Origin of the sequence: Mangrovibacterium marinum (genome assembly GCF_003046625.1) — a bacterium.
Lineage (GTDB): Bacteria > Bacteroidota > Bacteroidia > Bacteroidales > Prolixibacteraceae > Mangrovibacterium > Mangrovibacterium marinum.
Genome location: NZ_QAAD01000016.1, coordinates 69,370 through 95,293, shown reverse-complemented (window position 1 = coordinate 95,293; position 25,924 = coordinate 69,370). Strand labels below are relative to the sequence as shown.

Annotated in this window: 20 protein-coding genes; 9 read left to right on the top strand and 11 right to left on the bottom strand. The window is 44.8% G+C overall.

What is annotated here, in order from left to right:
• From C8N47_RS14255 to mnmL, 11 genes are all read right to left on the bottom strand, one after another.
• The coding region (locus C8N47_RS14255) for a dihydrodipicolinate synthase family protein (RefSeq protein WP_211316150.1) at positions 1 to 363 on the bottom strand (363 nt) is incomplete at its 3' end.
• 21 nt (positions 364 to 384) lie between these two features.
• Positions 385 to 1,935 carry a hypothetical protein gene (locus C8N47_RS14250; protein ID WP_107823245.1) on the bottom strand — a complete coding sequence of 517 codons (1,551 nt, stop codon included), beginning with the start codon at positions 1,933 to 1,935 and terminating at the stop codon, positions 385 to 387.
• A gap of 183 nt (positions 1,936 to 2,118) precedes the next feature.
• A complete protein-coding gene (locus tag C8N47_RS14245) occupies positions 2,119 to 3,678 on the bottom strand; it encodes a PKD domain-containing protein (RefSeq protein WP_107823244.1) in 1,560 nt (519 codons plus the stop codon).
• A 12-nt stretch (positions 3,679 to 3,690) separates the two neighbouring features.
• Entirely contained in the window at positions 3,691 to 5,355 is a 1,665-nt protein-coding gene (locus tag C8N47_RS14240) for a glycoside hydrolase family protein (protein WP_211316149.1), read from the bottom strand.
• A 36-nt stretch (positions 5,356 to 5,391) separates the two neighbouring features.
• Positions 5,392 to 7,101 carry a glycoside hydrolase family protein gene (locus C8N47_RS14235; protein ID WP_211316148.1) on the bottom strand — a complete coding sequence of 570 codons (1,710 nt, stop codon included), beginning with the start codon at positions 7,099 to 7,101 and terminating at the stop codon, positions 5,392 to 5,394.
• Positions 7,101 to 8,846 (bottom strand): RagB/SusD family nutrient uptake outer membrane protein, encoded by a 1,746-nt coding sequence (locus C8N47_RS14230; protein ID WP_107823241.1) that lies wholly within the window; start codon positions 8,844 to 8,846, stop codon positions 7,101 to 7,103. The genes C8N47_RS14235 and C8N47_RS14230 overlap by 1 nt, the downstream gene beginning before the upstream one ends.
• A gap of 18 nt (positions 8,847 to 8,864) precedes the next feature.
• Positions 8,865 to 12,179: a TonB-dependent receptor gene (locus C8N47_RS14225; RefSeq protein WP_211316147.1), complete on the bottom strand. Its 3,315-nt coding sequence runs from the start codon at positions 12,177 to 12,179 to the stop codon at positions 8,865 to 8,867.
• A 98-nt stretch (positions 12,180 to 12,277) separates the two neighbouring features.
• Positions 12,278 to 13,303 (bottom strand): FecR family protein, encoded by a 1,026-nt coding sequence (locus C8N47_RS14220; RefSeq protein ID WP_107823239.1) that lies wholly within the window; start codon positions 13,301 to 13,303, stop codon positions 12,278 to 12,280.
• A 78-nt stretch (positions 13,304 to 13,381) separates the two neighbouring features.
• Positions 13,382 to 13,987, bottom strand: coding sequence for an RNA polymerase sigma factor (locus tag C8N47_RS14215; RefSeq protein ID WP_107823238.1), 606 nt, complete (start codon positions 13,985 to 13,987; stop codon positions 13,382 to 13,384).
• Positions 13,988 to 14,263: 276 nt separating this feature from the next.
• On the bottom strand, positions 14,264 to 14,881 hold the full coding sequence (locus tag C8N47_RS14210) for a hypothetical protein (protein WP_107823237.1): 618 nt from the start codon (positions 14,879 to 14,881) through the stop codon (positions 14,264 to 14,266).
• A gap of 241 nt (positions 14,882 to 15,122) precedes the next feature.
• Positions 15,123 to 16,058, bottom strand: coding sequence for a tRNA modification radical SAM protein MnmL/YtqA (gene mnmL, locus C8N47_RS14205; protein ID WP_107823236.1), 936 nt, complete (start codon positions 16,056 to 16,058; stop codon positions 15,123 to 15,125).
• Positions 16,059 to 16,279: 221 nt separating this feature from the next.
• Here mnmL and C8N47_RS14200 point away from each other — a divergent pair, with 221 nt between their 5' ends.
• The 9 genes from C8N47_RS14200 to hemL all read left to right on the top strand — a co-directional run bounded on the left by C8N47_RS14200 (position 16,280) and on the right by hemL (position 25,912).
• Entirely contained in the window at positions 16,280 to 17,815 is a 1,536-nt protein-coding gene (locus C8N47_RS14200) for a DUF4301 family protein (RefSeq protein ID WP_107823235.1), read from the top strand.
• A gap of 44 nt (positions 17,816 to 17,859) precedes the next feature.
• The gene (locus C8N47_RS14195; RefSeq protein ID WP_107823234.1) at positions 17,860 to 19,278 is read left to right on the top strand and encodes a tetratricopeptide repeat protein; all 1,419 of its coding nucleotides are present in this window, start codon (positions 17,860 to 17,862) and stop codon (positions 19,276 to 19,278) included.
• A gap of 3 nt (positions 19,279 to 19,281) precedes the next feature.
• Entirely contained in the window at positions 19,282 to 20,040 is a 759-nt protein-coding gene (locus C8N47_RS14190) for a phosphosulfolactate synthase (RefSeq protein WP_107823233.1), read from the top strand.
• Between the two features lie 217 nt (positions 20,041 to 20,257).
• A complete protein-coding gene (locus C8N47_RS18695) occupies positions 20,258 to 20,626 on the top strand; it encodes a hypothetical protein (RefSeq protein WP_146161536.1) in 369 nt (122 codons plus the stop codon).
• A gap of 44 nt (positions 20,627 to 20,670) precedes the next feature.
• Positions 20,671 to 21,930, top strand: coding sequence for a glutamyl-tRNA reductase (gene hemA / locus C8N47_RS14185; protein WP_107823232.1), 1,260 nt, complete (start codon positions 20,671 to 20,673; stop codon positions 21,928 to 21,930).
• The gene (gene hemC, locus C8N47_RS14180; protein ID WP_107823231.1) at positions 21,920 to 22,849 is read left to right on the top strand and encodes a hydroxymethylbilane synthase; all 930 of its coding nucleotides are present in this window, start codon (positions 21,920 to 21,922) and stop codon (positions 22,847 to 22,849) included. The genes hemA and hemC overlap by 11 nt, the downstream gene beginning before the upstream one ends.
• 5 nt (positions 22,850 to 22,854) lie before the next feature.
• Positions 22,855 to 23,604: a uroporphyrinogen-III synthase gene (locus C8N47_RS14175; protein WP_107823230.1), complete on the top strand. Its 750-nt coding sequence runs from the start codon at positions 22,855 to 22,857 to the stop codon at positions 23,602 to 23,604.
• 3 nt (positions 23,605 to 23,607) lie between these two features.
• A complete protein-coding gene (gene hemB / locus C8N47_RS14170) occupies positions 23,608 to 24,600 on the top strand; it encodes a porphobilinogen synthase (protein WP_107823229.1) in 993 nt (330 codons plus the stop codon).
• A gap of 22 nt (positions 24,601 to 24,622) precedes the next feature.
• Positions 24,623 to 25,912: a glutamate-1-semialdehyde 2,1-aminomutase gene (hemL, locus tag C8N47_RS14165; protein WP_107823228.1), complete on the top strand. Its 1,290-nt coding sequence runs from the start codon at positions 24,623 to 24,625 to the stop codon at positions 25,910 to 25,912.
• Positions 25,913 to 25,924 lie beyond the last annotated feature (12 nt).

The following is a 25,924-nucleotide window of genomic DNA, read 5'->3' as shown; positions in this document are numbered from 1 at the left end:
TGCTTTGGCAGTGCCCGGCTTAAAGTAGAAGGGAGCCAAAATGGCGATAGCGTCCACCCCGATCGATTGCGAATGCAAAGCCAGATCGATACACTCTTGGTAAGAAGTGCCACCAACCAGGTTGATCAGCTTCATGGGTGAATCATCTTTTTTTATTTGCTCGGCCCACACTTCAGCTTGCAATTTCCGTTCGGCATTGGTTTGTGAAACCCCTTCGCCGGTACTTCCATTGATAAAAGCGCCAGCAACGCCGTTTTTCTTCAGAAAGTTGTAATAAGCAGGAATTGCGGATACGTTCAGTTCACCGTTTTCTTTCATCGGTGAAAATGGAGCTGCAACCAGCCCTTCAATTTTATTAATCATTGTTATTTATTTTAAATTCGGTTAAAATTTTGAATCTGTTCCGTTAGGATTCAGTCCAGGACCTCCGCCTGCAGTGTATCCTCCACTTTCCCCCGTTTCGCTATCAGACAACCAGTATGAATAAATATCTCCGTTTGTTACAAAGAATCTTATCGAACAATACTGGTCCCGTAACTGAAATAAATTCTCGTTATTTTTCCACTTTATCCTGAATCTCGTTGAGTCCAATTCTTTCGTGGTAATACAATCACTTTTGGTAAAACCAGCTATGGGATTCTTTTCCTTATCAAGGATTTCAACAACCAGCTGGTCTTTAATTTCTGCATTCAGAAATAAGTTGTCCTTTTCGATTTTTAATAGTCTGGTTTCTAAATAGCATTCCTGCTCATTGGCATGCATGGACACAAATCCATCCCTTCGGAGAGTCGCCAAACCTGTTGAGAAATTGGAATCCCATACTGGATTATTATAACGCCCGCTTACATAGAAGTAGAGAGAATCGCCAACGATAAGGGGATTACCATTTGTTGATTGAACATTTCCTGCATTCCATGCATTTTCATCTTTACTCACTGCTAAGAACGGCGATTTGTCTTCCCGATTCCAATCAAATCCATTTCGGCTCCAGCCAATCAACACTTCATTTCTTTTCTGAATCTTCAAGCTATCACAAACATTATTTTCGGGGCCTTGCCAGATTGTGAAATACCCTAACATGAGTCCTTCATAAGCGATTGCCTCATGATTATATATTTGCGGCCTGATTTCGGGGAATTGGGGATGCTTGGGATCATTCTCATCTGCATGAAACCAATACCGGATAAATTTATCCGTATTCAAGTCAAAAGTCCGATGGGCAAGACTTACCAGAAGTTCCGGATCTTTACCCGAAAGGTAATTACGTGAGCGCCGGTATTTGCCATTTAAGGTTTTCAGCGACAACACATACTCCTCCCGAAACGGGTCGTAATAGGCGGCACATCGGTCATATAACTCCCCTGACATAGCGACGGGATTGCCCCAATGTATGCCGTCAGCAGAATACTTCAACCGCATGCTAACAGAGCGCCTGTTATTAAACTCAACAAGAAACATTTTATATCGTTTCGTTGCATCTTTTTCAAATTTATCAAGGAGAACTGACACACAATCATGCTCGGATGTGTCGATTATATTCGTGCCGGGTACAATATCCAATTTAGGCTTCGCCCAATGCTTCCCATCTTTTGACTCGGCATAACAGGTCACCAAGCCCAATTCCTTCCCTCCTCCGGCAGAATACCACATCTTAAATTTGCCGGCAGTTTCGTCGTACCACACTCCGCCGCTAAACGGAGCGCCATATGGATCTCCATCACGATTCAATTCCCATTCCTTATCGGCCTTTAATACCGGGTTTAAATGATAATAATCCGGTACATGATAGTGCCTTCCCAAATTGGTACTTTCAATATTATTGCTGTCAACGAATAGTTGACGCCCAATCAGGCTATCGTGAGATTGCCCCCAACTGCAAAACGACTGGACAAACAGCGCGACAAGAACCCATATTTTCTCTTTCATTAATTTCATTCTTTTAGTGCAATTTTGTATCAAACAGACTATATACAATTTTCCTAATCAGATACCTGATTTATATTAAACAATATTCAGTCATCTGTTATCTGCATCGACCTTTAGGAGCTGATTTTCCCTCTGGCTTATTCGATACTTTAAACGGAGGGAGCACTAAACTCTCCCTCCATTTTCCCATAATTACTTTTGTAAATCTGTTCGTTGAGGATTTTGGCCTTTCATAGGCCAGTCTGAATTTGCAAATGATTTGGCTCCTGAAGCAATACAGAACATCTCAGAAACACCAGCTTCTGTTTCGACTCCGATATAAAGGTTACCGGAGGAATCCATTACTGGTGAAGCATAGGATTTTACCCCAAGTTTTTCCGAGGCGAATAATGTACCGTCAGACTTTAAGATGAAGTAGGTCCCATCATCTGTTATTGCGTGAATGTACCCTCGATTATCAATCAAAGGAACACAATTATTGACATCCTCCGAAGTAGTGTAATGCCATTTTAATGTGCCATCGGGATTCAAGGCCACAATACCTGCGGCAACCACATCCTCAACTGCTTTCCCGCCGTTAGCATAAATTGTACCATCTGCCCCCAGCGATACTCCGCCCCACTGAATTACACCTGAAGTTTGGTAAACCCAGTTCTCGTTACCGTTTGCCGAGACAGACATAATACCACCACCGCCTGTTAAAGCAGCAACCGTGTATAAATTCCCCTCGCTATCAATGCTGATAGCACCTCCTGTAGTCGCCAGATCCGAGTTATAGGTGAAAATTTCAACTCCACTAAGATCATAACTGTAAACTCCATTGGCTCCTGTTGAACAGAAATAGATATGTCCATTTTGGGATAAGGATATTCCTGACCTGACGCCTACCGGCAGCGAAATGGTAGATTCAACAGTCCCATCATTCGGATTTAAAACGGCTATTTGAAATGGTGAATTTGTTAAATGGCCGATGTATATTCTTCCTTCAGAATCGATTGCCGGGGTCACATAGTTTATATTGGCATCGATATTGAAAGCATAATTCCAACGTAAAGTTCCATCACTTTTTATAGCGAATAAATAGGACTTTCGGGCTGCTCCTGAATTTCTCAGGTCTCTCACGGCAATATAGATATCCCCATTTGAGCCAACCGAAGGGCTCGCGTAAACAATGCGGACACCACCTCCCGTGTTTAACGCGGCCAAGGCATCGTTAACGTTGAACGCCCATTTTAAATTGCCGTTTTCTGTATCATAGGCCTTTAACGCAACATCGTAGGCATTTGATACCGATTGATCAGCATACATATAGACCGTATTGCCATCCAGTGAGAGGGCTGGTGAAACGGTGTTTTGTATCGCTCCGAGTAACGGCTTTTGCCACATTACACGAATTGCCTTCGAAGGATCAATGATAACGACATCCTTTGTTGCTGAAGCTTTAAGTCCATTGTTATCGGTTACCGTTAATTTCACGGTAAAACTACCTCCCTCGGAATAAGCAAACGAGGGATTTTGCTCTGTTGATGTTGATCCGGCAAGATCACCAAACTCCCACAGCCATGAAACGATTGAATTATCCCCCGAGGGGACAGAAAAATCTGCAAACTCAACCGATTGACCTAATTCATAATAATCTTCTGCAACTGTAAAGTTTGCTGAAGAAGCCGTGTTATATAATTCGGTTGTTTCAGAACAAGAAACTGCAAAAAGCAAGCTCAATGATATAATCAAGAAATTAATTTTTTTCATAATCTTAAAATTTTAGTTAACATCAACACCTAAAGGATTTAATGTTGGTCCTCCTCCTGAAGTATAACCATTGCTGGTCCCTTCCGATGATGGAGTAATCCAAAAGGAAAATAGTTCTCCTTCTTCCATATAAAACTTAATTCGAATCAAATCTTTCTCCTGGCTGGGAAGCGTTTGGCTACTTTGCCAGGAGACCTGAGACTTTGTATGATCACCCACAATGGGGTCACAATCGACCTTTGAATATCCCGGGATGACATTGCCATTTTTGTCTAATAGTTCAACCTTTATTGTTCCCTGAACCTTAGCATTCAAGTACAAGTATTTACCAGAATACTTTAGCAATTCAGTTTTTAGTTCACCCGTTCCACACATCGAAACAAAACCATCCCTTCGAAGCATAGCCAGTCCGGTTGTGGTAATCTCCTGATAGCTGGAAGTTAAACGGCGGCCACTGAGATAGAAATATAGTTTGTCGCCAACGATAAGAGGACTTCCGGCTACCGACTGTAAATTCCCGTAATTCCAGGCTTCTGAATTTTCATTGACGGCAAAAAACGGGTTCATATCGCTCCGATACCAACTATAGCCATCTCTGCTATAACCCAACATCACCTGGTTCCGCTTGAGTTCATGCGCTTCATCCGCGACATCATTTTCCGGCCCCTGCCAAACGGAAAAAAAACCCAGCATAATGCTTTCATACGGGACAGCGTCGTGGTTATAAATAGCGGGATCAACCTCAGGGTACCGTGGGTGCCTCAATTCATTGGGCCAGGGGCCGAACCAAAATGAACTGACCAAAGCTTCGGCTTTTCGCGTACCCTCCGCCGGATCCTGATGCTCATTGTAATCCCTCGCTCGGACCAATTTTGATGAGTTTACCCTTATGTTATGACGGATGCTGTAAGACCAGATGTCGCGGAACGGATTTTTAAACACCGTTGACCGGTCTGCAATTGGTTTTGAGGTCTCCACTTGCCGCCAGAGTATTCCATCCGAGGACGTTTTATAATGATATCTCCAATCGCCGTCGCTCCGTGCAACCAGAAACATTTTATACCTCTTAGCCGGATTGCTTTCCTGTTTATCCAGCCACACAACCGATGCATCCCGGTTTGGGGTATTATCGACGATATTCGTACCCGGAATAATATTCAAACTGGGCTTTATCCAATTGATTCCGTCAGACGATTCGGCGTAGCATGTAACACCAGTGCCCGCTTCAACATAAGCTTTCCCGCCTGCCATATACCACATCTTGTACTTTTGATCTTTTTCGTCATACCAGACTCCATCGCTAAACGGGGCCGCAAAAGCAGCTCCCATGGTCCCAACGTTCTCCCATTCTTTATCCGGAGCCAATATGGGGTTGGCCTGGTCGTATTCAGGATAGTGATATTCGCGATTCAGGTTGGTCTGTTCAACTAAAAAGTCATCTACAAAAAGCTGTCTCCCTGTGGAAATATCAATCACGTCGGGTTTGTTGGCCAGATAATAAGGATTCATGCCTGCTTCCAATTCAGAAGTTGCCGATCTTATCGGGGGCCATGGCGAGGGCAATTCAATTCCGTTATACAACAGTCCTGTCTCAGGTGTCGTTTCATCCGGTGTGTTGTTGTCCTCTTCCTCTAAGGGATCATTGCTTCCGCACGCAAAAATCACCACAACGATCATCGGGAACAATAAGATCTTTATCAGAGTTTTCATCGTTCAATTTTTTAAAGGAATGTCAACGCCTTTCGGATTCAGTCCCGGACCACCGCCCGCTGTATATCCGCGGCTTTCCCCGGTTTCCCACGGTGACATCCAGAAAGCGTACAGGCCCCCATTCGTCAGGTAAAATTTCAAGCGTATAGCCTGTCCCTTCAAATCGCTAATTTTTTTGTCCTTCCAACTCACCAATATTTTAGTTTTATCAGCTTGTTTTATGGGCAAACAGTCGGCTTTCGTAAAACCTTTGATGGGCTTACCCTGCTCATCCAGGACTTCAACCAAGAGCGCTCCTCCATTTACATCGGCATTTACAAAAAGGTGATTTCCGTCGAAAGAAATCTTCTCAGTGGTTAGAAACCCTTCGTTCTGATCTGCCTGCATGGAAACGAAACCATCGCGACGCAAAGTTGCCAATCCGGTTGACGTATGGCTGTCCCACATCACGTCACTCAATCGCCTTCCGCTTGAATAGAAGTATAAAGAGTCGCCAACAATCAGCGGAACACCATTAATTGATTGCATGTTTCCCCAGTTCCAGGCTCCCTCTGTTTCATTGACAGCCATAAACGGATCGTGAGAAGGCCGCGCAAAATGAAATCCGTCCCGGCTGTACCCCAGTAACAGTTCGTTTCTTTTTTGAATACCAAGTTCGGCACAGACATTATTCTCCGGTCCTTGCCAAACACTGTAAAAACCGAGCATTATGCTTTCGTAGGCGATCGCATCAAAATTATAAATACCGGGATCTACCTCCGGAAATTTTGGATGGCGTGGTTCCTTATCATCAGGCGTAAACCAGAAGACAACGTTTTTGTCCAATGCGTTGTCGCTGATACGATGAGCAAAACTTACTGCTGTTTCCGGGTCCTTATTTTCCAGATAAGTTCTCGATCGGTACGAAACGTCCGTACTATATCTCATACTCAATGCCCACACGTCTCGGAACGGATTGAAAAACACCGAAGAACGATCATACAAATCACCGGATTGAGCGACTCCTTCAGACCAATGAATTCCATCAGTGGAGTATTTTAAAACAAAATGCCAGCGCCGATCTTTCGGTCGACGTTCTACATTAAACATTTTGTATCTCTTAGCGGGGTCTTTTTCAAGTTTATCCAGCCACACTGTTGCAGCATCGCGATTACAGGTATCCACAATATTGGTTCCCGAATAAACATCTTGCGGTATTTTTGCCCAGCGTTTGCCGTCGTCAGACTCGGCATAACAAGTATAAAATGTTTGCTTGTCGTCCTTATGAATCATTCCTGCACCGGCGAGGTACCACATCTTAAATTTGTTGTCTATTTCATCATACCAGATGCCATCACTGAAAGGAGATGCATACAATGCCCCCTCAATCGTTTTTTCCCATTCTTTATCCGGCTCTAGAACCGGATTTTCAGAATAAAAATTAGGGGTATGATACACACGCTCTAAATTGGTTTCTTCAATTAAAAAGCTATCCACGAATAATTGCCGCCCTACGTTGACAGGAATAACTTGTGGCTTGTCTTCAAGATATGGCACAGGCATCTCTTTCCTCTCGGATGGCACGTCATATCTGGGTGGCCATTCCTTCGGAATTTCTATACCATTCGACAGTATTTCGTGATTTAGCGATTCTCCCGTTTGAGCTTGACAAGCCCAAACAAACATCAGGGCGAATGATAAAATATAATATTTACTTATAATACGTGATTTCATTAGTAACCTGGATTTTGGTTAATCGATGGATTCGTGTTTATTTCGTTAATCGGTATGGGCAGCCATTCGTGCTTATTGCTAACAAACCCCTGGAAGTCGGATGATGAGACAAATTTCTTGAAATAGGAATCCGAGTTCTGCAAAGCATTAAACCGTTCTGCCAATTCCCCCCACCGGAGTAAATCATAATAGCGATGTCCTTCCAATGCTAATTCTAAAACCCGTTCATGCTTAACGTCCTCCAGGGTTAAAGCCGGTAAGTTAGCTAGATTTGCTCTGGAACGGACCTGGTTAACTGCTTCGAGCGGTGTGATCGACGCTTGAGAATTTCCTCCGTTCAGCACTGCTTCGGCGTACATTAGAAGCACGTCAGCATAGCGAATGTACCGCCAGTTTACGCCATGTGCCCGAGGCTGATTATAAACATATTCCTTGACCCCGCTACCGACACCGGAAATAATTGGGGTTCCGTCGGCGTCTGTGAGAGTCGGCATCGAAAAATCCATTCCTTTTTTTATCCCTGCCTTAAATGGATGAGCCAATACGTTGGAGGTGGTTGAAAAACCTGTTGATCCATTTTTCTCCGGATATAATTCTTCCCATTTCCAGCCTCCCGGGCCAGTCAACCGCACAGGTTCCCCATTTTGCTGACGAAGTTTTATTTCCGGTGCCAGATCATTAAACACAAGCGTGGAGAACATCCGTACGTCGGTGTAACCATCTTTATCAACGGATTCAACAAAGGCATCGTACAACCAGTTGTGCACTACGCCTTCATACCCTACTCCAGCCCCCGGAAGCATCAGTCCTCTCGAATCGAAGGCTAATCCGGAAGTAGCCAGGCCCGGGTTAAAAGAAGTATTGTTAACATCGCCTAAAAATTGGACTTCAAGCAAGGATTCCGAATTATTTTCGTGTGCTACATCGAAATTATCGGCATAGTTGGCTGTTAAACTATAAGTTCCATATACCCCATTGATGATATCGCTGAATTCCCTTGCGGCTTCATTATAGAAAGTCGTTTTGTCGTCTCCATACACCGTTTCAATCCCGGAGCGATACAAATAACACTTTCCAAGTAGCGCAGCTGCAGCTCCCTTAGTTACACGCCCATGGTTTTCAGAACTCCAGAAACCTCTGCCTGGCAATAACTCTTTGGCTTTAATTAGGTCCTCCTGGATAAATGTCCAAACATCTTCCGGCTTCTCGGCTGATCTGATGTAGTCTCCGGCATTTCGAGGCATATTCCGGATAGGAGAAATATTGCGATAGTTGATCAATAAATAATAATGTGCAAATGCCCTCCAGAAATGAGCTTCACCAATGTATGCGTTTTTAAGCTCCGTATTGGTTCCAAAATCAATACCCGGCGCTGCTTCAATAACGAAAGACGCTTGAGAAGCAGTTGTATACATTAAGGTGAAAGGTTGTTCAATGGTATAAAAACTCGAATTAAGGTCTGAACCATACATTCCAGGCTTTCCGTAATCGGAGTTCGAAGCAGCCTCATCAGAACGAATTATTTGCGTCTTAGACCCGGACGCCCCCAAACATCGTTGCGTTGAGATGTAACCATACAATGCCTGCACCGCCGTATTTACCGACTCAGGACTTGTAAAGTAAGCATTCATGCTCGGTTGGTTTGGGTTAATTGTCAATTCATCAAACTGATCTGAACAGGCCTGCATCAAAAAACCACCGACCAGAATTAGCAATAGCTTTATGTGATTTATTTTATTTTTCATAAATTAATTCCTCCGTAATTAGAAAGTCAGATTAAATCCAAGCGTAAACGTCCTTGCGTTGGGGTAAGAACCAAAGTCAATTCCTCTGGAAAACAGTGCATTCGAGCTGACTTCCGGGTCATAACCTGAATAATTGGTAATCGTAAAAAGGTTTTGTATACCGGCATAAACTCTCAGGTTTTCAATATTCAGTCGTTGAACCACGTATTTGGGCAGCGTATAGCCAAGCTGTACATTTTTACACCGGAAATATGATCCATCTTCAACGTAAAATTCACTTGGGAGCGAGTTTCCCCCGTTGGTATTTTGAGTTTTCATGATCGGGATCGATGCTACAAGATTAGATGGCGACCATGCATTCAACACATCTTTGACCACATTATTCGAGTAATCAAAGTAATAGGTGTATTTTTTGGCGTTAAATATTTCATTCCCGTAGATTCCCTGGAAAAATAAAGTCAAATCAAAATTTGAGTATTCCAGATTGAGATTGAAACCGTATGAGAAATCCGGTATTGGACTTCCAAGAATTACTTTATCATCCGCGTTAACAATGCCATTTCCATCATTGTCCGAGAAAATGAAATTACCATTGGCATCGAAACCATCGATTGTATAACCGTAAAAAGATCCGATCGCTTCACCAGGTGTGGTAATTGACGCCGGATCATTAAAGAAACTGGATATTCCGCCTGAAGTAATTGGTTGTACATTTTCCCCTAAGGCCAATACTTTGTTTTTCAATGTCGACAAGTTAAAATCAGCTCCTAATTTCAGTTTATTGGAGAACTGATTTTTGTAAGAAACAAGAAACTCGAAGCCCTTATTTTCAACGGACGCAGTATTCACATACGGTTTTTCTCTGGAACTATTGATTTCAAAAATCTGTCCTGAAGAAAGGTTAAGGTCTATTTGAGCTAAAAGATCTGTGTTCTTTTTTTCGAAATAGTCAGCCGAGATGGTTAATTTATTATCAAAGAAGCCAAGCTCAACACCCACGTCTGATGTTTTCGCAGTCTCCCATTTCAGTTCTTTTGATTTCAAGTACGCCGCGCGCCCGTCAACATAACGGACTCCCCCCAGAGTATACGGAATAGGTCCATAGGCAATTGCATCAAAATTATAGGGTTCAAGGAAATTAGCTCCTAATTCGCCATAGCTAGCCCTGATTTTTAATTTACTCAGCACGGGATTCTTAAACCAATCTTCCTGATAAACATTCCATCCTCCCGATATAGAAGGGAAATATCCAACGCGATTATCTTTATGAAATTTCGAGGATTCATCTCTTCTTATGCTTGCGGACAATAAATACTTATCGTCGAATGTGTAATTCAAGCGACTGAAGAATGACAAGAGAACTGATCTGCTTTCACCTGCTGAAATCTTTCCATCAACGCTGCTAACGCCGGTTATTTCTGTTCCTCCCAAATCGGCAATCGAACTGATCCCCATATTCCTTGATGATTCTCTCATCCAACTAGTTCCCAACAACGCATCAAATGAATGTTTTGCGAATACTTGACTAAAAGAAAGAAAATTGTCAATCGTATAATTGAATTCATTTCCTCTGGATTCAGAGAGGCTATTGATTGGATTTCCATAATCTTTATTGGGGGTCCCGTCTTCGTAATATTTCGTATAGTACTCCGGAGTATGGGTATAGTCGTGCGCATTGCTGTAGTTACCACTCAATGCCAAATTGTATTTCAACCCCGGAAAAATGTCCACGCTTGCGTTAACTCCCCCGAGAATATCGGAAACAGCATTGTACCTGTCCGTGTAATACAATGGTGCTATTTTATTCTGAGCTCTTCCGTCTTCGGGATTAATGTAAAAGTCTGGTCCGCCAGACGTAAAGCGCCCTTGTTCGTCGTAAATAGGTAAAGTCGGGAGAGAAATATTAAATGGCGTTGTTGGCGTTGTTTTCCGATAGGTCATAGAAATATTTTCGGAGAACGAAAAAATTCCTTTTTTGAAAGAAGAATTCACACGCATATTATAACGCTTATAGTCTGAATAAATCGTCATCCCTGTCTGATCGAAATATCCCATACTGGCATTGAATGTTGAATTCTCACCGCCCCCTGAAATACGCGCATTTAGGTTATAAACAGGTGCATACTGAATCCACTCCTCTGCCCAGTCAGTGTCCAGATTTGGGGCTGTGGGGTTATCATTTTCAGGAGCATGTGCCAATCCACTATTATCTGCTACTTTATTGGCAAATGTCCTCCACTCTGACGCATTTAAGAAATCGGGAATATTCGTTGGTGTTTGGAAGGCATATGATGCATCAACCTGGACTTTCGTTTTCCCTGCCTTTCCTTTTTTAGTTGTGATTAACACAACTCCATTTGCTGCTCTGGAACCATAGATCGCGGCTGCAGCTCCATCTTTCAATATTTCAATGGATTCAATATCATTGGGATTTAAAGTTGTTAGACCGTTATTGCTGAAAGCTCCGTCAACAATATACAATGGTTCTGTGGCTCCAAATGATGCAGCCCCACGAATTACAATATTCACATCTGCCCCTGCCACACCTGCTTGTTGCATAACTTCAACCCCGGTAGTACGACCTTGTAATGTTGAAGCAACATTCGATGACACCTGTTTTGTTATTTCATCCGACGAAATCGATGCAACGGAGGCTGTCATACTCGATTTTTTCTGCGTGCCATATCCGATAGCCACAACTTCTTCCAAACCAATAGCACTTTCCGCCATTTTAACGTTAATTGCGGCTTGCCCCATAATTGGAATTTCCTGGCTAGCCATTCCTACAAACGAAAATACCAGAATCGCATCGGCCGGGATGTCGGATAAATAATAATTACCATCGAAATCTGTTATCGTACCTTTGGTGGTACCTTTCACAACAACCGTTACACCGGGAAGCGGCAAACCAGCCACATCAGTGACAAGGCCCGAAATGGATCTAGGCTGTTGGGGCGATGAAACGGCATGAACAGGTGACAAGACAATTTGTCGGTCCAAAATCGTAAAATTGATTTGTTTGCCTTCAAAAATCTGGTTCAGCACCTCAACAATATCCGCTTCCTGCATATTGACCGAATAGTTTTTGTCAACATCAATTTCATTTCGATTGTAGGCGAACCGATATTTCGTTTGGCTCTCAATCTGCATAATGAGTTCCTCCAGTTTCATCTCTTTCACTGAAAGGGAGATTTTGGAGTTCTGGGTATACGCTTTCAACGCAAAAGACTGCATCACACATACCAACGATAAAATAAGAACTAGTCTCATAATTAAAAACGTCTTTTTTAAAGCAGGTTCATACCATGCCCCATACTTGTGATTTTTTTTCATAAATTTGGAAATTAGTAATGTTTAAAATAACCGTAGACTTTACTGAGCGGCGGGAGGGCATTGGAGGTGCTTTCCCGCTTTTCACTTTTGTTTATGAACTACATAGGCGATTTATTTAAAATAATTATTTTCTTTCTAGAGTAGCTGTCGTCGCCCCGGGCTTTTCGTTCTTCGACCTGATAACTGATCGGAGCAATAACAGATAGAAGTTTCAAGGCATCCTCCAGCGATTCGTTTTCGAGAACCAGTCTCACTTTCTCCTTGTCAATATTCTCGGCCCTCACTTCCATATCGACATTATAAAAACGGCTTAATCTCAGGCATGCCTCACGCAACGAAATATCTTTGAGAACCAGCTTCCCGTCAATCCAGGACAGATAATCGGATGTATTAACCTGCGATTTTTTAAGTTGATTATTTCGCAGATCAAACACAATGCGATCATTGGGAACCATTTTTTCATTTAGCCCGCTGGTGTTAGACAACAAGACGCTTCCTTCTTCCAAAACCACTTCACATGAAGGATCGGCGCTGTAGGCTGAAACATTGAACCGGGTACCCATGACCTCGACGTTCAGGTTTTTAGGCGTTTTTACAATAAAAGGAGAATCATTGTGAACAACATTAAAGAAGGCCAGTCCATCCAGCTTTACAACACGGTGGTTGTTTTCTTCTAATTGGTACTTCAGTTCTGAGTCGGCGCCAAGCCAGCCTGTTGTTCCATCGGGCAACTTAAATTGGTTACGAAACCCCGAAGTCGATATAAATTCGATTTGCTGACTTTCCGCAATATGGTAACTACTACGCGTAAAGTAAATAGCTCCTGCAAGGAAGATTCCAACTATAAGAATTGCTGCAATTTGTGCAATTCGGAAACGAAGGTTTATGATTTTACCCGAATTGCGGGTCGAATTAGTAATGGTATAAAACAGTTTATGGAACACATGATCAATATTCGCCGCACCATCGGCCGTTGCATCAAACTGTTCCCATTGCTCTTTAACGATCTGCCGGGTTTCTTCATTTAAGTCAATGTCCTCGAAATACCTTTCGAGCATTTGCTGGTCACGAAGACTCTGTTTCTGACCAAAGACGTTATCAATATGCTTTCGGTTGACTGCCATTTTTTCAAGTCTGTTTATAGGTAATATCAACAAGACCGAAAAACGTAGCCCTCGAAATGACTTTTTTTTGTGAAATTTTTAATCCGGTGTTTGTGCGGCAAACAGATACAAGAACAACACCCCCGCTAAATCATTATCTTCCTTCATCTTATCAATAACAAACCTCCGGGCAATCGATAATTGTTTTTTTACAAATTGCTCGCTAATATTTAGCTGTTCTGCAATTTCGCCGCTTTTTTTCTCCTCCTTGTAACGAAGCACGAAGATTTCTTTTCTCCTGGGAGGAAGTAAATCGATAAGCTCATTGAACTTTCTCAAAAAAAAGTGATAATCCAGGTCATCCTCGTTTTTGGCAGAAGAAACCATGTATTCCTCTGCAAACACCTGAATGTATTTCTCTTCCCTGCTTTTTTTTAAAAACCGCTGGCGAATATTATTGTAGGCGATGGTAAAAAGATAGGACTGGAAGGACGAGTCGGATCTCAAGTTTTCCCGGTTCTCCCATATCTTCAGAAACACTTCGTGCAGCAGGTCCTCGGCATCTTCCTTCTCTCGCAGATACTTGAACGCAAAATGGTACAGCCGAACACCGTATTTGTCAAACAGCGCTTTAAAGGCTTGCCTGTCGCCTTCGCGAAGCCGATCGAGCAAAGCTCTGTCAATATGATAATTTTCCGAACTCAATACTGGTTAATAGCTTAGTTTGATTGGATAAAATACAATTGAGACACGGTAAAGGTAATAGATTTCGTAACAGTTCGATAAAATGCCGGCTATTACTCTTGTGCAAAGCGAAAACAAGCCTCAAGCCTCAAATCACAAAACCGGATGAACATTTATCGCTCGTACCGAACATCGTTATCTTTAGCCAAACACAAAGCCCTTCTTCATATCGGTTCAACCGCTTGGAGGCCCCTAGCGCGAACACACGAACCGGCAACAAGACAACACAGCAATCGCCTAAAGCGTCATGTATCTGTCGGGCGAGAAGGTCGAACGGTCGGGTGTAGCAAAAAAAAGGTAGATCCCGCGGGCAGCTGCGCTGCCCTCGGGGAGCCGGATCGTGCCTTCGCCTAGCGATCGGTTGATTCCGGCACTCATAATCCCGTTAAATTGCTGATCCTCGGCCGTAATAAAAAGCAGTTCGTCCCGCATACGCGATGCCGGCAACAGCGGATCATTCTCCCAACTCACCCGAATAGTCATCGCATCCAGTCGCCTGGCCTGCAAGTGAAAAGGCAAGGCCAACTTGCCATCCGAAAAATGCAACAACGAAAGGTCTTCCAAACCGCCATCACGCCCAAAAGCAGGCATATTAGCTTTCAAAAACAAATGGTAACCACTCTTGCCCGCGACTAGTTTGTTCCATATCGGCTGAATCACCATCAGTTTGTTCTGCGTACAAAACGCATTGACCGCCCGAAACCGCTGCTGGTTCTTCAATTGCCGCTCCGACCACGAGTTTTCAGTATATACCGGCCTGGCACGGACATAAGTGGTGTCGCCCCGCTGAACAACCACCACCGGCCCCAGCTTACCGCTGACCGATCCTAACAATCCGCCTTTTACCTTTGCCATAACAAATCCAAATTTAATCGGGTTATTCAATGTTACTAATATAATAATAACACGTTTATAAACCTATTAATAACCTAGATATAACCTAGAAGAAACGAAGATAATAAGGCGTAGGTAAGAACAATCCCACCGCTTATCCTGACAAATATCCATTAGTCCTTTCGGTTTTAAGTCACCTAAAACGACCACCGGCAAACCTATTGCTGAAAGAAAATGTTTATGGAAAAATCGTCCGTTATTTTTACAGATACAGCCTCCCCTGCCAGGTATCCCGTTCAGCCAGCCGTTTTTCGAGTTTCGCTACAAACTCGAAGTTTTTCAATCCCCATTTGGGGGCGATCAACAAATCTTTCGGAGCTTGGCTAATGAAGCGTTCCAAAATGATGTTCGGGTTCAGCAGTTCCAGATAATCCACCACCAAGTCAAGATACTCTTCCACCGTAAACAATTCGAAATCCTGCGGCCGTTCAGCGTACTCCACCGCCATTCGTGTTCCGCGATGAATTTGCAGCTGGTGCAACTTCAGGTTTTCAACCGGCAGTTTTGAAATCTCGCGCGCCTGTTCCAGAAAATCGGAACGGTTTTCGCCGGGCAGTCCCAAAATCAAATGAGCGCAGTTATGAATCCCGCGGCGGGCAGTTTCGCTAATAGCCCGTTGGGCCGCTGCAAAATCGTGCCCGCGGTTTATTCGACTCAGCGTTTCGTCTTTCACCGACTCCACGCCAAACTCAACCATCACGTAATATTTTTGCGACAGTTCCTGCAAATAATCAAGCACTTCCGGCGTCACACAATCCGGGCGAGTCCCAATCACCAAACCAATTACTCCGGGAACAGCCAACGCTTCTTCATAGCGTTGCGTCAACACCTCCACATCAGCATAAGTGTTCGAATAGGCCTGAAAATAAGCCAGGAACTGCATCGACTGATACTTGCGGGCAAAAAATTCGATCCCCTGCTTAAGTTGTTCTGTAATGCTCTTTTCCAACCGGCAGTAATCGGGCTTAAAGGTTTTGTTGTTACAATACGAGCAGCCGTTAAGGGCCTTGCTGCCGTCGCGGTTCGGGCAAGTAAAACCGGCATCGACCGATACCTTTTGAACCCGCCCGTTGAATTTCGATTTAAAGTAGGTCGGAAAATCATTGTAACGGCGATTGTGTTTCCAGGGAAATTGCATAAAACAGTTATTTGGTTGCGCCGCAAAAATACAGATAAAAAATGAGTTGAAACAAGGCAGCAGTCCTGGTGGGATCGCCACAAAAATGCAGCATCAATTTTTGCATGCAGCCCAATCTTATCAACAAATGTTGAAAACTTTACCGCACCAATACTAAAAAAGCCTCTTATATGTCGGTTCTATTTCCTTAATTTTAACCAAACACTAAAATACACTGAACTATGTTTACTGAGAAAGATAACGAGGATATTAAAGCACGAGGCAGTAATCCACTAACAGTCAAACAACAAATCGACAACTTCATCTCCGGATTTCCATTCTTACAAATTATAAAGCCCGCCACTGTTGGCGACGGCATCATTCAACTGAATGAGGCAGACACCTTGGCACACATCCGCCAGTTCGACGAAAAAACCGCCGGCGGAGCCAGCCTACTCAAATTTGTTCCTGCATCGGGGGCTGCCAGCCGTATGTTTAAAGCACTATACGAGGCAAAAGATGCACTCGAAGCCGGCGCAAGCGAAAAGGACGTTAAAAGCAAAAAGGACATTCAATATTTCTTCGACAATTTGACCAAATTTGCTTTCTACCCCGATTTAGCCCAAGTCGCCGGCAAGTCGCCGAATGAATTATCGGCTCTCGAAGTGCTGAAGCTTGTTTTAACCGAGGATGGCTTAAACTACGGCAATTTGCCCAAGGGCCTGCTCAAGTTCCACAGCTACAAAGAAAGTAACCGCACATCGTTTGAAGAACACTGTGTGGAAGGTGCGCTGTATGCCCAAAAGAGCAACAACTCAATCGATATTCATTTTACGGTTTCGCCCGAACATCAGGAAAAGTTTGAAGAACATTTAGCCGATATAAAATCGAAATACGAACAGCAATTCGGCGCCAAATATACCATTGCCTTCAGCCAGCAGAAGCCGAAGACAGATACCATTGCGGTGACCCCCGAAAATGAACCGTTTCGCAAAGACGACGGCAGTCTGCTCTTTCGTCCCGGGGGCCACGGAGCTCTGATAGCCAACCTTGGCGAACTGGATGCCGACATCATTTTTATAAAAAATATCGACAATGTTGTTCCCGACTATCTCAAACCCGAAACGGTAAAATATAAAAAAGCCTTAGCCGGCCTGCTCTTCAGCTTGCAGGAGAAAATCTTCAGCTACCAGCAGGTATTCGACACCCACCACTATTCGGCTTTGCAAAGCGTATTTTTGGCTGAGGCGGCCAGTTTTCTGGAGAATGTGCTGAACGTAAAACCACCAACAAACCAATATTACACCGAAAAAGAAGAATTGTACCATTACCTGAAAAACAAGTTTAACCGCCCGATCCGGATCTGTGGCATGGTCCGTAACGAGGGAGAACCCGGCGGGGGACCGTTCTGGGCCAAGAACAGCGATGATTCGGTGTCGCTACAGGTGGTGGAAAGCTCACAAATCGACTTTTCGGATCAAAAGCAAAAAGCACTTGTTGAATCGGCTACCCATTTCAACCCGGTTGATTTAGTATGTGCTTGCAAAAACTACAAAGGAGAAAAATTTGACCTGGCCGCATTCGTAGATCCGGCTACCGGCTTCATTTCAAAAAAATCGCTGAATGGCAAAGATTTGAAAGCCCAGGAACTACCCGGTCTGTGGAATGGCGCAATGGCCGATTGGAACACGCTTTTTGTGGAAGTTCCAATCCAAACCTTCAATCCGGTGAAGACCGTCAACGATCTTCTGCGAAAAGAGCATCAGCCGGAGGAATAGGATTCCAAAAGTATTTGTAAATTTGCACCCGCAATTTTCTTTTTATGGATGAGGACGCAAGGGACTTTTTAGAGAACGAAGAAATCGTTGAGGCTGTAAACCGCTTTCTGGGAATGATTGATGAAGATCGTTTCGAATACTTCGACGTGTTTGAATACGAAGGAATTGTCGATTATTTTTTAGATGAAGGCAAAATCAAAAAAGCTGCAACAGCAGTGGCTTACGGCTTACAAATTCATCCTTCTTCGGTTAGCCTGAAAGTGAAAAAAGCACAAATATTGTTGATCGAAGGGCAGGCTGAAGAAAGCCTCGAGCTAGCTATTTTTGCCGAACGCATCGAAAATACCAACCCGGATGTCTATCTGGTTAAAGGTTCGGCGCTGGTTATGCTCGACCAGATCGATCAGGCCATTGAGGCCTACGAAAAAGCGGTCGAATATAACTACGACGACAATGATGAGCTACTATATAACATTGGCGTAACATTGGGGCAAGCCGGAGAATGTGAACAAGCCCTCGTTTTTTTGCAACAAGCCTACGAGGCCAATCCCAAAAACGAGTTGGTGCTGTACGAGCTGGGCTATTATTACGATCGGATTCAGGAGTTCACCAAGAGCATCCGCTATTACAACGAATACCTGGACATCGACCCGTTTAATGCTTCTGTTTGGTACAACCTGGGCATTACTTTCAATCGCATCGGCGAGCACGACAAAGCTGTAGAAGCCTACGACTTCTCGATTGCCCTGCAGGATGATTTTGAACAGGCCTATTTCAATAAAGCCAACGCCCTGTCGAACAACAATCGCTACAAGGATGCCATTCCCTGCTACGAAGAGTACTTAAGCTACGACAAGGACAACGACGACGCTTATTGCTATTTAGGTGAATGCTACCTGAATTTAGAGCAGTTTCAGGAGGCACTGCAAAATTACCGCAAGGCAATCCGGGTGAATAAAAACAACTCGAACGCCTGGTATGGTGCAGGCCTGATCCAATGGATGGACGGCAAACTGCCCGAAGCCTTGGCCAACCTGAAAAAGGCCCTGAAGCTGGATGACGAAAACCCCGACTTCTGGTTGATGTATGGTAAAATCAGCCACGAGATGGAGAAATACGATCAGGCCGAATCAGCCTTCGAAAAAGCCACTGTGCTCGACCCGGATAACGCTGAAAGTTGGATTGCCTTTGCAGAATTGGAATACGACCGCGGAAAACTCGCCAGCTCAATCGAGATCCTGAAAAACGCCTCGTCATCGATCGCTGACGATCCGAACATCAACTATCGGTTGACAGCTTATTTGCTGGAAAACAACGATGAACAATCGGCAACAGGCTACTTTGAGCGAGCCCTGGAAATCGACTTCAGCAATTACCGCGTTTTGTTCGATTATTACCCGGAAGCCCTTCAGAATGAATCCATTAAAAGATTAATAAAGAAACACGAATCAACCAAATTATAAAAAATGAATTTCAACTTGCCATTTGTCCCTGAAAGACCTGAACAGCCCAGAGAGTCAGGCTTAACAATGATGATGGACAAAGGATTGTCTCTGCGTGAAGCAGAAAACTTTTGTGAGGTTTCTGCTCAATATACCGACTTGGTAAAGCTGGGCTTCGGAACAGGTCTGTTGACACCAAACGTAAAAGAGAAAATTAAAATCTATAAACAAGCCGGTTTGCGCCCCTATTTCGGAGGAACCCTGTTCGAAGCTTTTGCTGCCCGCAACATGGTTGACGATTACAAGAAATTTGTCGCCGATGCAGGTGTTGAAACAGCTGAAGTGTCGGATGGCGTTTTACCCATGGACCACAACCTGAAGTGCCGCTACATTCAGGATTTAGCCAAAGACTTTGTCGTACTTTCCGAAGTAGGAACAAAACTGAAAGGCAAAGAAATCAGCAATGAAGAATGGGTAAGCTGGATGCTTTCCGAGCTGGACGCCGGAGCCTGGAAGGTAATTGCCGAAGCACGCGAAAGTGGTAACATGGGCATCTACAACAACGATGGATCGGCCAACTCGGAGTTGGTACTCGATATCAGAAAACATATCGATCCGGATAAAATTTTGTGGGAAGCACCACTAAAAAACCAGCAGGTTTGGTTTATCAAACTACTGGGCCCCAATGTAAACCTGGGCAACATTGCCGAAAACGAAGTGATTCCGTTGGAAACGCTAAGACGCGGACTTCGTGGCGATACCCTGCTCAGCTTTCTGCCCTAAAAACATTACAAACACAATAAAAGTCCCCCACTTGGGGACTTTTCATTTTATACCGGGGAAAAACAGCCCCCGACAGCAAACTATATCTGCCGAGCATTGTTCTAAGCGTGCAGATGTTTTGTAAAGATTAATATCCCGCCGCTGATTGACATCTATCAACTTTTATCTGTCACATCTCCGCGCGAGATTATTAACTTTGAAACAAAATCAATAAAAAATGTTTCTAATAGGACTAACAGGATCAGCAATACCTTACCTCATCTTCTTAGGTATTGTGGTTGTTTTCACCCTTGGAACAAATACCGAGGTTTTAAACAAAAAATGTATGCCGCCGATAAAAAGCGACATGCACCTGACCTATGCCGAACAAATTCCTCAACAAGCAGTCACTGCGGATTTCAATTATACCGAGCATCATTCTTTTCAGAACCGGCTCGTTGATCAACCCGACCATTGCCGGATCAATGATACCGCCGTCCCACATTGGACTACAGTTATCAGGAGAAGTTATGCCTCATCAACCGCCCCTTATTCCTCGGCTGTATGTGCCAGTTACTTCGGGCTATCTCCTCCGGTCGTGGCTTAATACCAGCCAACGAATTGAACAAATTGACATTTAATTTTTGCTCCATGATTGGAATTATTGGATTAAGCCACAAATCGGCACCCGTACATATTCGCGAAAAGTTTGCCATCGATCACGATGAAAGCTGCAAACTGGCCCGGCTCATCTGCCAGAATCAGTACATTCAGGAATTGGTGATCCTTTCAACCTGTAATCGTACCGAGATCTATTTTAAAGCCGACGAATGCTGCTCTTCCGGAGCATTCAGCATTATTATTGGCTACTTGCACAAACACGCCGCGGTAGGCGACGAAATAAACAAGCACTTCTACCGCTTTGCCAACGACCAGGCTGTTGATCACCTGTTCCGCGTTATTTCCAGCCTCGAGTCGATGGTGCTGGGCGAGTATCAAATTGTATCGCAAATAAAAGAAGCCTACAGCCGCGCCGATGCGAACGGCACAGTTGGCAAGGTACTCACCCGCCTTTTCAATAAGGCCCTGGAAACGGGCAAGCAAGTGCGGTCGAACACCCAAATGAGTACCGGTGCTTTCTCGGTAAGCTATGCAGCTGTTGAAAAATGTCATCAGCAATTCCGAAATCTGACGGATAAAAAAATCCTGTTGATTGGTGCTGGCGAAACCGGCGAGTTAGTGATTAAGAACCTGTACAAGAAAGGTTGTAAAAACATTACCGTAACCAACCGCACCATTACCAAAGCGGAAGAACTGGCAACCCGCTACAATGGCAAGGCTCTTCCGTTTAATCAGATGATGGCCGGTATACACGATGCTGAAATTATCGTAAGTTCGGTTGCAACAAAAGAGCCGCTTTTCGATGCTGCAACTGTAAAGCCACACCTGAATGGTCATCCTTTGGTGATGATGATCGACTTGGGTGTTCCTCGTAACATTCACCCCAACGTATCTGATATTCCGATCATCGATTTAGTCAATGTTGACGATTTAGAGGAAGTTGTTGCCGGCAATCAGGAGAAAAAGCAAGCGCTGGTTTCTGTTGCCGAGGAAATTATTGCCGAAAAGGTAAGCGAGTTTTCCGATTGGTTGAATAGCCGCAACCTGACGCCAACCATTCAGCAAATAATTTCGTCCATGAACGCTGTAAATTCCGCCGAGCTGGAAACCTGTAAGAAGTTCCATACCGAAGAGGAAATACAGCAGATGGAGAAATACGGTAAACACATTACCGACAAACTAATCAATTCGATGATTAAAAACCTGAAGTCGATCAGTGACAATGGCCGAAAAACGGAATACATTAAAGTTGTCAGCGACTTATTCTCTCAATTCAACAATGAGCAATAATACCATCAAAATAGGCACACGGGGCAGCAAACTGGCCCTGTGGCAGGCCAATACTGTTAAAGCAGCCATTGCGACTGCCTTTCCCGACTTAACCGTTGAAATCGTCATCATCAAAACCAAAGGCGACATCATTCTGGATGTCTCACTGTCCAAGATTGGCGACAAAGGTTTATTTACCAAAGAAATTGAAACAGCACTAATCAATGGAGATGTTGATTTGGCTGTTCACAGTTTGAAGGACCTTCCGACCGAATTGCCCGAAGGTTTGTGTATCGGAGGCATGCTTCCGCGTGGCGAAGTTCGCGATGTTTTCATCTCGAAAGACGGCCGCAAACTGAGCGAGATGACCGCTAACGACCGGATCGCCACCTCAAGCCTGCGACGCAAAGCACAGCTCTTGGCTTACAATCCCAACCTCAATATTGTCGATATTCGTGGCAACGTAGACACTCGTCTTAAAAAGATGAAAGAAGGTCATTGCGATGCTTTACTGATGGCCGGGGCCGGAATCATCCGTTTGGGATACGAAGATTACATTACCGAATTGCTCGACCCGAAGGTTGTGCTTCCTGCTGTTAGCCAGGGAGCCGTAGCCATCGAAATTCGCGATGAAGATGAACGCATTCAACGCATTATCGACGCGGTTTCCGACGAACAAACCTGGAATACCACCATGGCCGAACGCTGGTTGCTGCGTACGCTGGAAGGCGGCTGTCAAGTTCCGGTAGCTTGTTATTCGACGGTTGAAAGTGACCAACTAAGCCTAACCGGTTTGGTCGCTTCGATCGATGGAAAACAGGTAATCCGAAAATCTGTTTCGTGCCCGATTGACGAAGGCTCGGAAAAAGCAATCGAATTGGCAGAGGCAATTCTGGCTGAAGGTGGAAAAGAAATTCTCGATCAGATTCGCACAGAATAGCGACAATGGCAGACCGGCAAACCGACCATAAGATCCAGGACAAACGAATCATCTGTACTTATCCCCAACCCGAACCGGACGAATTTTCCGTTCGGCTCGAACAAGCCGGGGCCAACGTACATTTTATGCCTGCAATCGAAATTCGGCCCATCACCGGCCAGTTACCAAAGCAACTTTCGGATTACAATTGGTTGGTTTTTACCAGTAAGAACGGCATTCGCAGCTTCTTCAACCAATACCAACCGGCAGCAAACAATAAAATAGCTGTTTTGGGTGAAGCAACCGGGCACGAGTTGAACAACTTCAACTTAAAAGCGAGCTACACGGGAACAGGCCGAACCGGTGAAGATTTCGCACACGAACTAAAAGACGTGATTCTCCCTGGTGAGTCGGTTTTATTGGTTCTTGGAGAATTGGCTCCGGACACCATCCTGCACCAATTGCAAGCCACCAATTCGGTTGATCGCATCAACATTTACCAGACAGTTGCGCCGGATCATTTCGATCCGGAATGTGTGCAATTAATCGAGTCGGACAGCTACGATCTGATGATGATCAGCAGCCCCTCGGCTATAAAAAATTTGTACCTTGCGTTTCGCGCAAAAATCAGCCAATGGCGCGTCATCAGCATTGGCAAAACAACCACTGCCACCTGTCGAAACCTCGGAATCGAGCCGCTCGCTACAGCAAAAGATTCGAGTTACAAAGGACTGGCCGAAACAACAATTGAATACTTACAACATCAAAACAGTTAGATTATGAGTTATCCTGTTACACGCTTACGGAGACTTCGTAAATCAGCCTCTATCCGCAATATGGTTCGCGAGACTGAAGTAAATCGCGACGATCTGATTATGCCTTATTTTGTTTGCCCGGGCGAAAATGTGAGCAATCCCATTAAATCCATGCCGGGTAATTTTCAACTTTCGATCGACCTTCTGGTCAAAGAAGTTCAGGATTTAGTTGAAACAACCGGTGTCGATAAAATCTTGCTTTTCGGTATTCCCGCAGAAAAAGACGAAACCGGCCATGTGGCTTGTCATCACGATGCGATTGTACCAAAAGCCATTCGCGCGTTAAAAGCGGCACTGCCGAATATCCTGATTGTAGCAGACGTTTGCAACTGCGAATACACCACCCACGGCCACTGTGGCACCATTATCGATGGCGACGTAGATAACGACAGCACATTGCACACACTCGCCGCTCAATCGGTTACCTTGGCTAAATCCGGAGCCGATATTATTGCCCCATCGGATATGATGGACGGGCGCATTGGTGCCATCCGTGCTGCGTTGGATGAAAATGGTTTCCAAAATACGCCAATCATGGCGTACTCTGCGAAATATGCTTCCGGCTTCTATGGCCCGTTCCGCGATGCTGCCGAGAGCGCTCCAAAATTCGGCGACCGCAGCACTTATCAAATGGACCCCGCAAACAGCGACGAAGCCTTGCGTGAAGTCGAGCAGGATATTATCGAGGGTGCCGACATGGTGATGGTAAAACCGGCATTGAGCTATATGGACGTCATCCAACGCGTAAAGACCACTTTCAACATGCCACTGGTGGCTTATAACGTAAGTGGTGAATTTTCGATGGTGAAAGCTGCTGCGGCCAATGGTTGGATTGATGAAGAACGCCTGATCAAAGAGATTCTGACTTCGTTGAAACGCGCCGGTGCCGATGTGATTATCACCTACCACGCCAAAGAATTTGTATTAAGTGAATTGAAAAAAGGCAACCGCGTGTAGGGTTGCACAAAAGTCAAATCGAATGAACTACTCCAAAAGTATAACGGCTTTCAAGGAAGCCCAGGAACTGATTCCCGGTGGGGTGAACTCGCCGGTTCGGGCCTTTAAAAGTGTACAGGCCGATCCGTTGTTTATCGCAAAAGCCAAAGGTGCCAACGTTTGGGATATCGACGGCAACAAATATATTGACTTCGTATCCTCATGGGGACCGCTGATTTTAGGGCATGCCAATCCGGCGATTGTTGAAGCCGTGCAAAAAGCTGCCGAACTGGGAACCAGCTACGGCGCCCCTACCCTGATTGAAACAGAAATGGCCAAGCTCATCACCGAGATGATGCCATCGGTGGACAAAGTTCGAATGGTAAACTCGGGCACAGAAGCGACGATGAGCGCGCTGCGCCTCGCTCGCGGCTACACCAAACGCGACCTGGTAGTCAAGTTTGCCGGTTGCTACCACGGTCACGCCGACGCTTTCCTGATTAAAGCAGGCTCCGGTGCAATCACCCTTGGATTGCCGGATAGCCCCGGTGTGACCAAAGCTTCAGCCCAAAACACGCTGACGGCTGAATACAACAACCTGGAATCAGTAAAAGAGCTTTTTGATGCACGCGGCGAAGAAATCGCTGCCGTAATTCTGGAACCGGTTGCCGGGAACATGGGTTGTGTACTTCCGGATGTGGAGTTCCTGAAGGGCGTTCGTGCCATCACGGAACAATACGGTGCTTTGTTGATTTTCGATGAAGTAATCACCGGTTTCCGATTGTCTGCCGGTGGTGCTCAAAAGCGCTTCGGCATCATGCCCGACCTGACCACGCTGGGTAAAATTATAGGTGGCGGACTTCCTGTTGGCGCTTATGGCGGCCGCAAAGAAATTATGGATCTATTGGCACCAAACGGACCGGTTTATCAGGCAGGAACGCTTTCGGGCAACCCGTTGGCAATGGCTGCCGGCTCAGTTATGCTGAGCACGTTGAACAACAATCCGTCTATTTACGAAGAATTGGAACGCAAAGGGGCCAAAGTTGAAGCCGGGTTAAAAGCTGCGCTGGAAAGCAACAACATCCCGGGGGTTATCAATCGCATTGGCTCAATGATGACCATGTTCTTCACTGAAGAAAAAGAAGTGAAATCATTCGATCAGGCTATGAAATCGAATGCGCCCCGTTATGCGCAATTCTTCAAGAAATCGCTGGAAGCAGGCATCTACCTGGGACCTTCGCAATACGAGTGTTTCTTTGTTTGCGACGCGCATACCGATGCGGACCTCGACTACATGCTAGAAGCAGCCGACAGCGCCATGAAAAGCCTCTAAACACCCAATAAA

Bases quoted from the DNA above. Each gene is read 5' to 3' on its own strand.
- hemB (WP_107823229.1), top strand. From the start codon at position 23,608: ATGAGTTATCCTGTTACACGCTTACGGAGACTTCGTAAATCAGCCTCT.
- C8N47_RS14230 (WP_107823241.1), bottom strand. From the start codon at position 8,846: ATGAAAAATAAAATAAATCACATAAAGCTATTGCTAATTCTGGTCGGT.
- C8N47_RS14250 (WP_107823245.1), bottom strand. From the start codon at position 1,935: ATGAAATTAATGAAAGAGAAAATATGGGTTCTTGTCGCGCTGTTTGTC.
- hemA (WP_107823232.1), top strand. From the start codon at position 20,671: ATGATTGGAATTATTGGATTAAGCCACAAATCGGCACCCGTACATATT.
- C8N47_RS14225 (WP_211316147.1), bottom strand. From the start codon at position 12,179: ATGAAAAAAAATCACAAGTATGGGGCATGGTATGAACCTGCTTTAAAA.
- C8N47_RS18695 (WP_146161536.1), top strand. From the start codon at position 20,258: ATGTTTCTAATAGGACTAACAGGATCAGCAATACCTTACCTCATCTTC.
- C8N47_RS14240 (WP_211316149.1), bottom strand. From the start codon at position 5,355: ATGATCGTTGTGGTGATTTTTGCGTGCGGAAGCAATGATCCCTTAGAG.
- mnmL (WP_107823236.1), bottom strand. From the start codon at position 16,058: ATGCAATTTCCCTGGAAACACAATCGCCGTTACAATGATTTTCCGACC.
- hemC (WP_107823231.1), top strand. From the start codon at position 21,920: ATGAGCAATAATACCATCAAAATAGGCACACGGGGCAGCAAACTGGCC.
- hemL (WP_107823228.1), top strand. From the start codon at position 24,623: ATGAACTACTCCAAAAGTATAACGGCTTTCAAGGAAGCCCAGGAACTG.
- C8N47_RS14220 (WP_107823239.1), bottom strand. From the start codon at position 13,303: ATGGCAGTCAACCGAAAGCATATTGATAACGTCTTTGGTCAGAAACAG.
- C8N47_RS14210 (WP_107823237.1), bottom strand. From the start codon at position 14,881: ATGGCAAAGGTAAAAGGCGGATTGTTAGGATCGGTCAGCGGTAAGCTG.
- C8N47_RS14200 (WP_107823235.1), top strand. From the start codon at position 16,280: ATGTTTACTGAGAAAGATAACGAGGATATTAAAGCACGAGGCAGTAAT.
- C8N47_RS14235 (WP_211316148.1), bottom strand. From the start codon at position 7,101: ATGAAATCACGTATTATAAGTAAATATTATATTTTATCATTCGCCCTG.
- C8N47_RS14245 (WP_107823244.1), bottom strand. From the start codon at position 3,678: ATGAAAAAAATTAATTTCTTGATTATATCATTGAGCTTGCTTTTTGCA.
- C8N47_RS14195 (WP_107823234.1), top strand. From the start codon at position 17,860: ATGGATGAGGACGCAAGGGACTTTTTAGAGAACGAAGAAATCGTTGAG.
- C8N47_RS14175 (WP_107823230.1), top strand. From the start codon at position 22,855: ATGGCAGACCGGCAAACCGACCATAAGATCCAGGACAAACGAATCATC.
- C8N47_RS14190 (WP_107823233.1), top strand. From the start codon at position 19,282: ATGAATTTCAACTTGCCATTTGTCCCTGAAAGACCTGAACAGCCCAGA.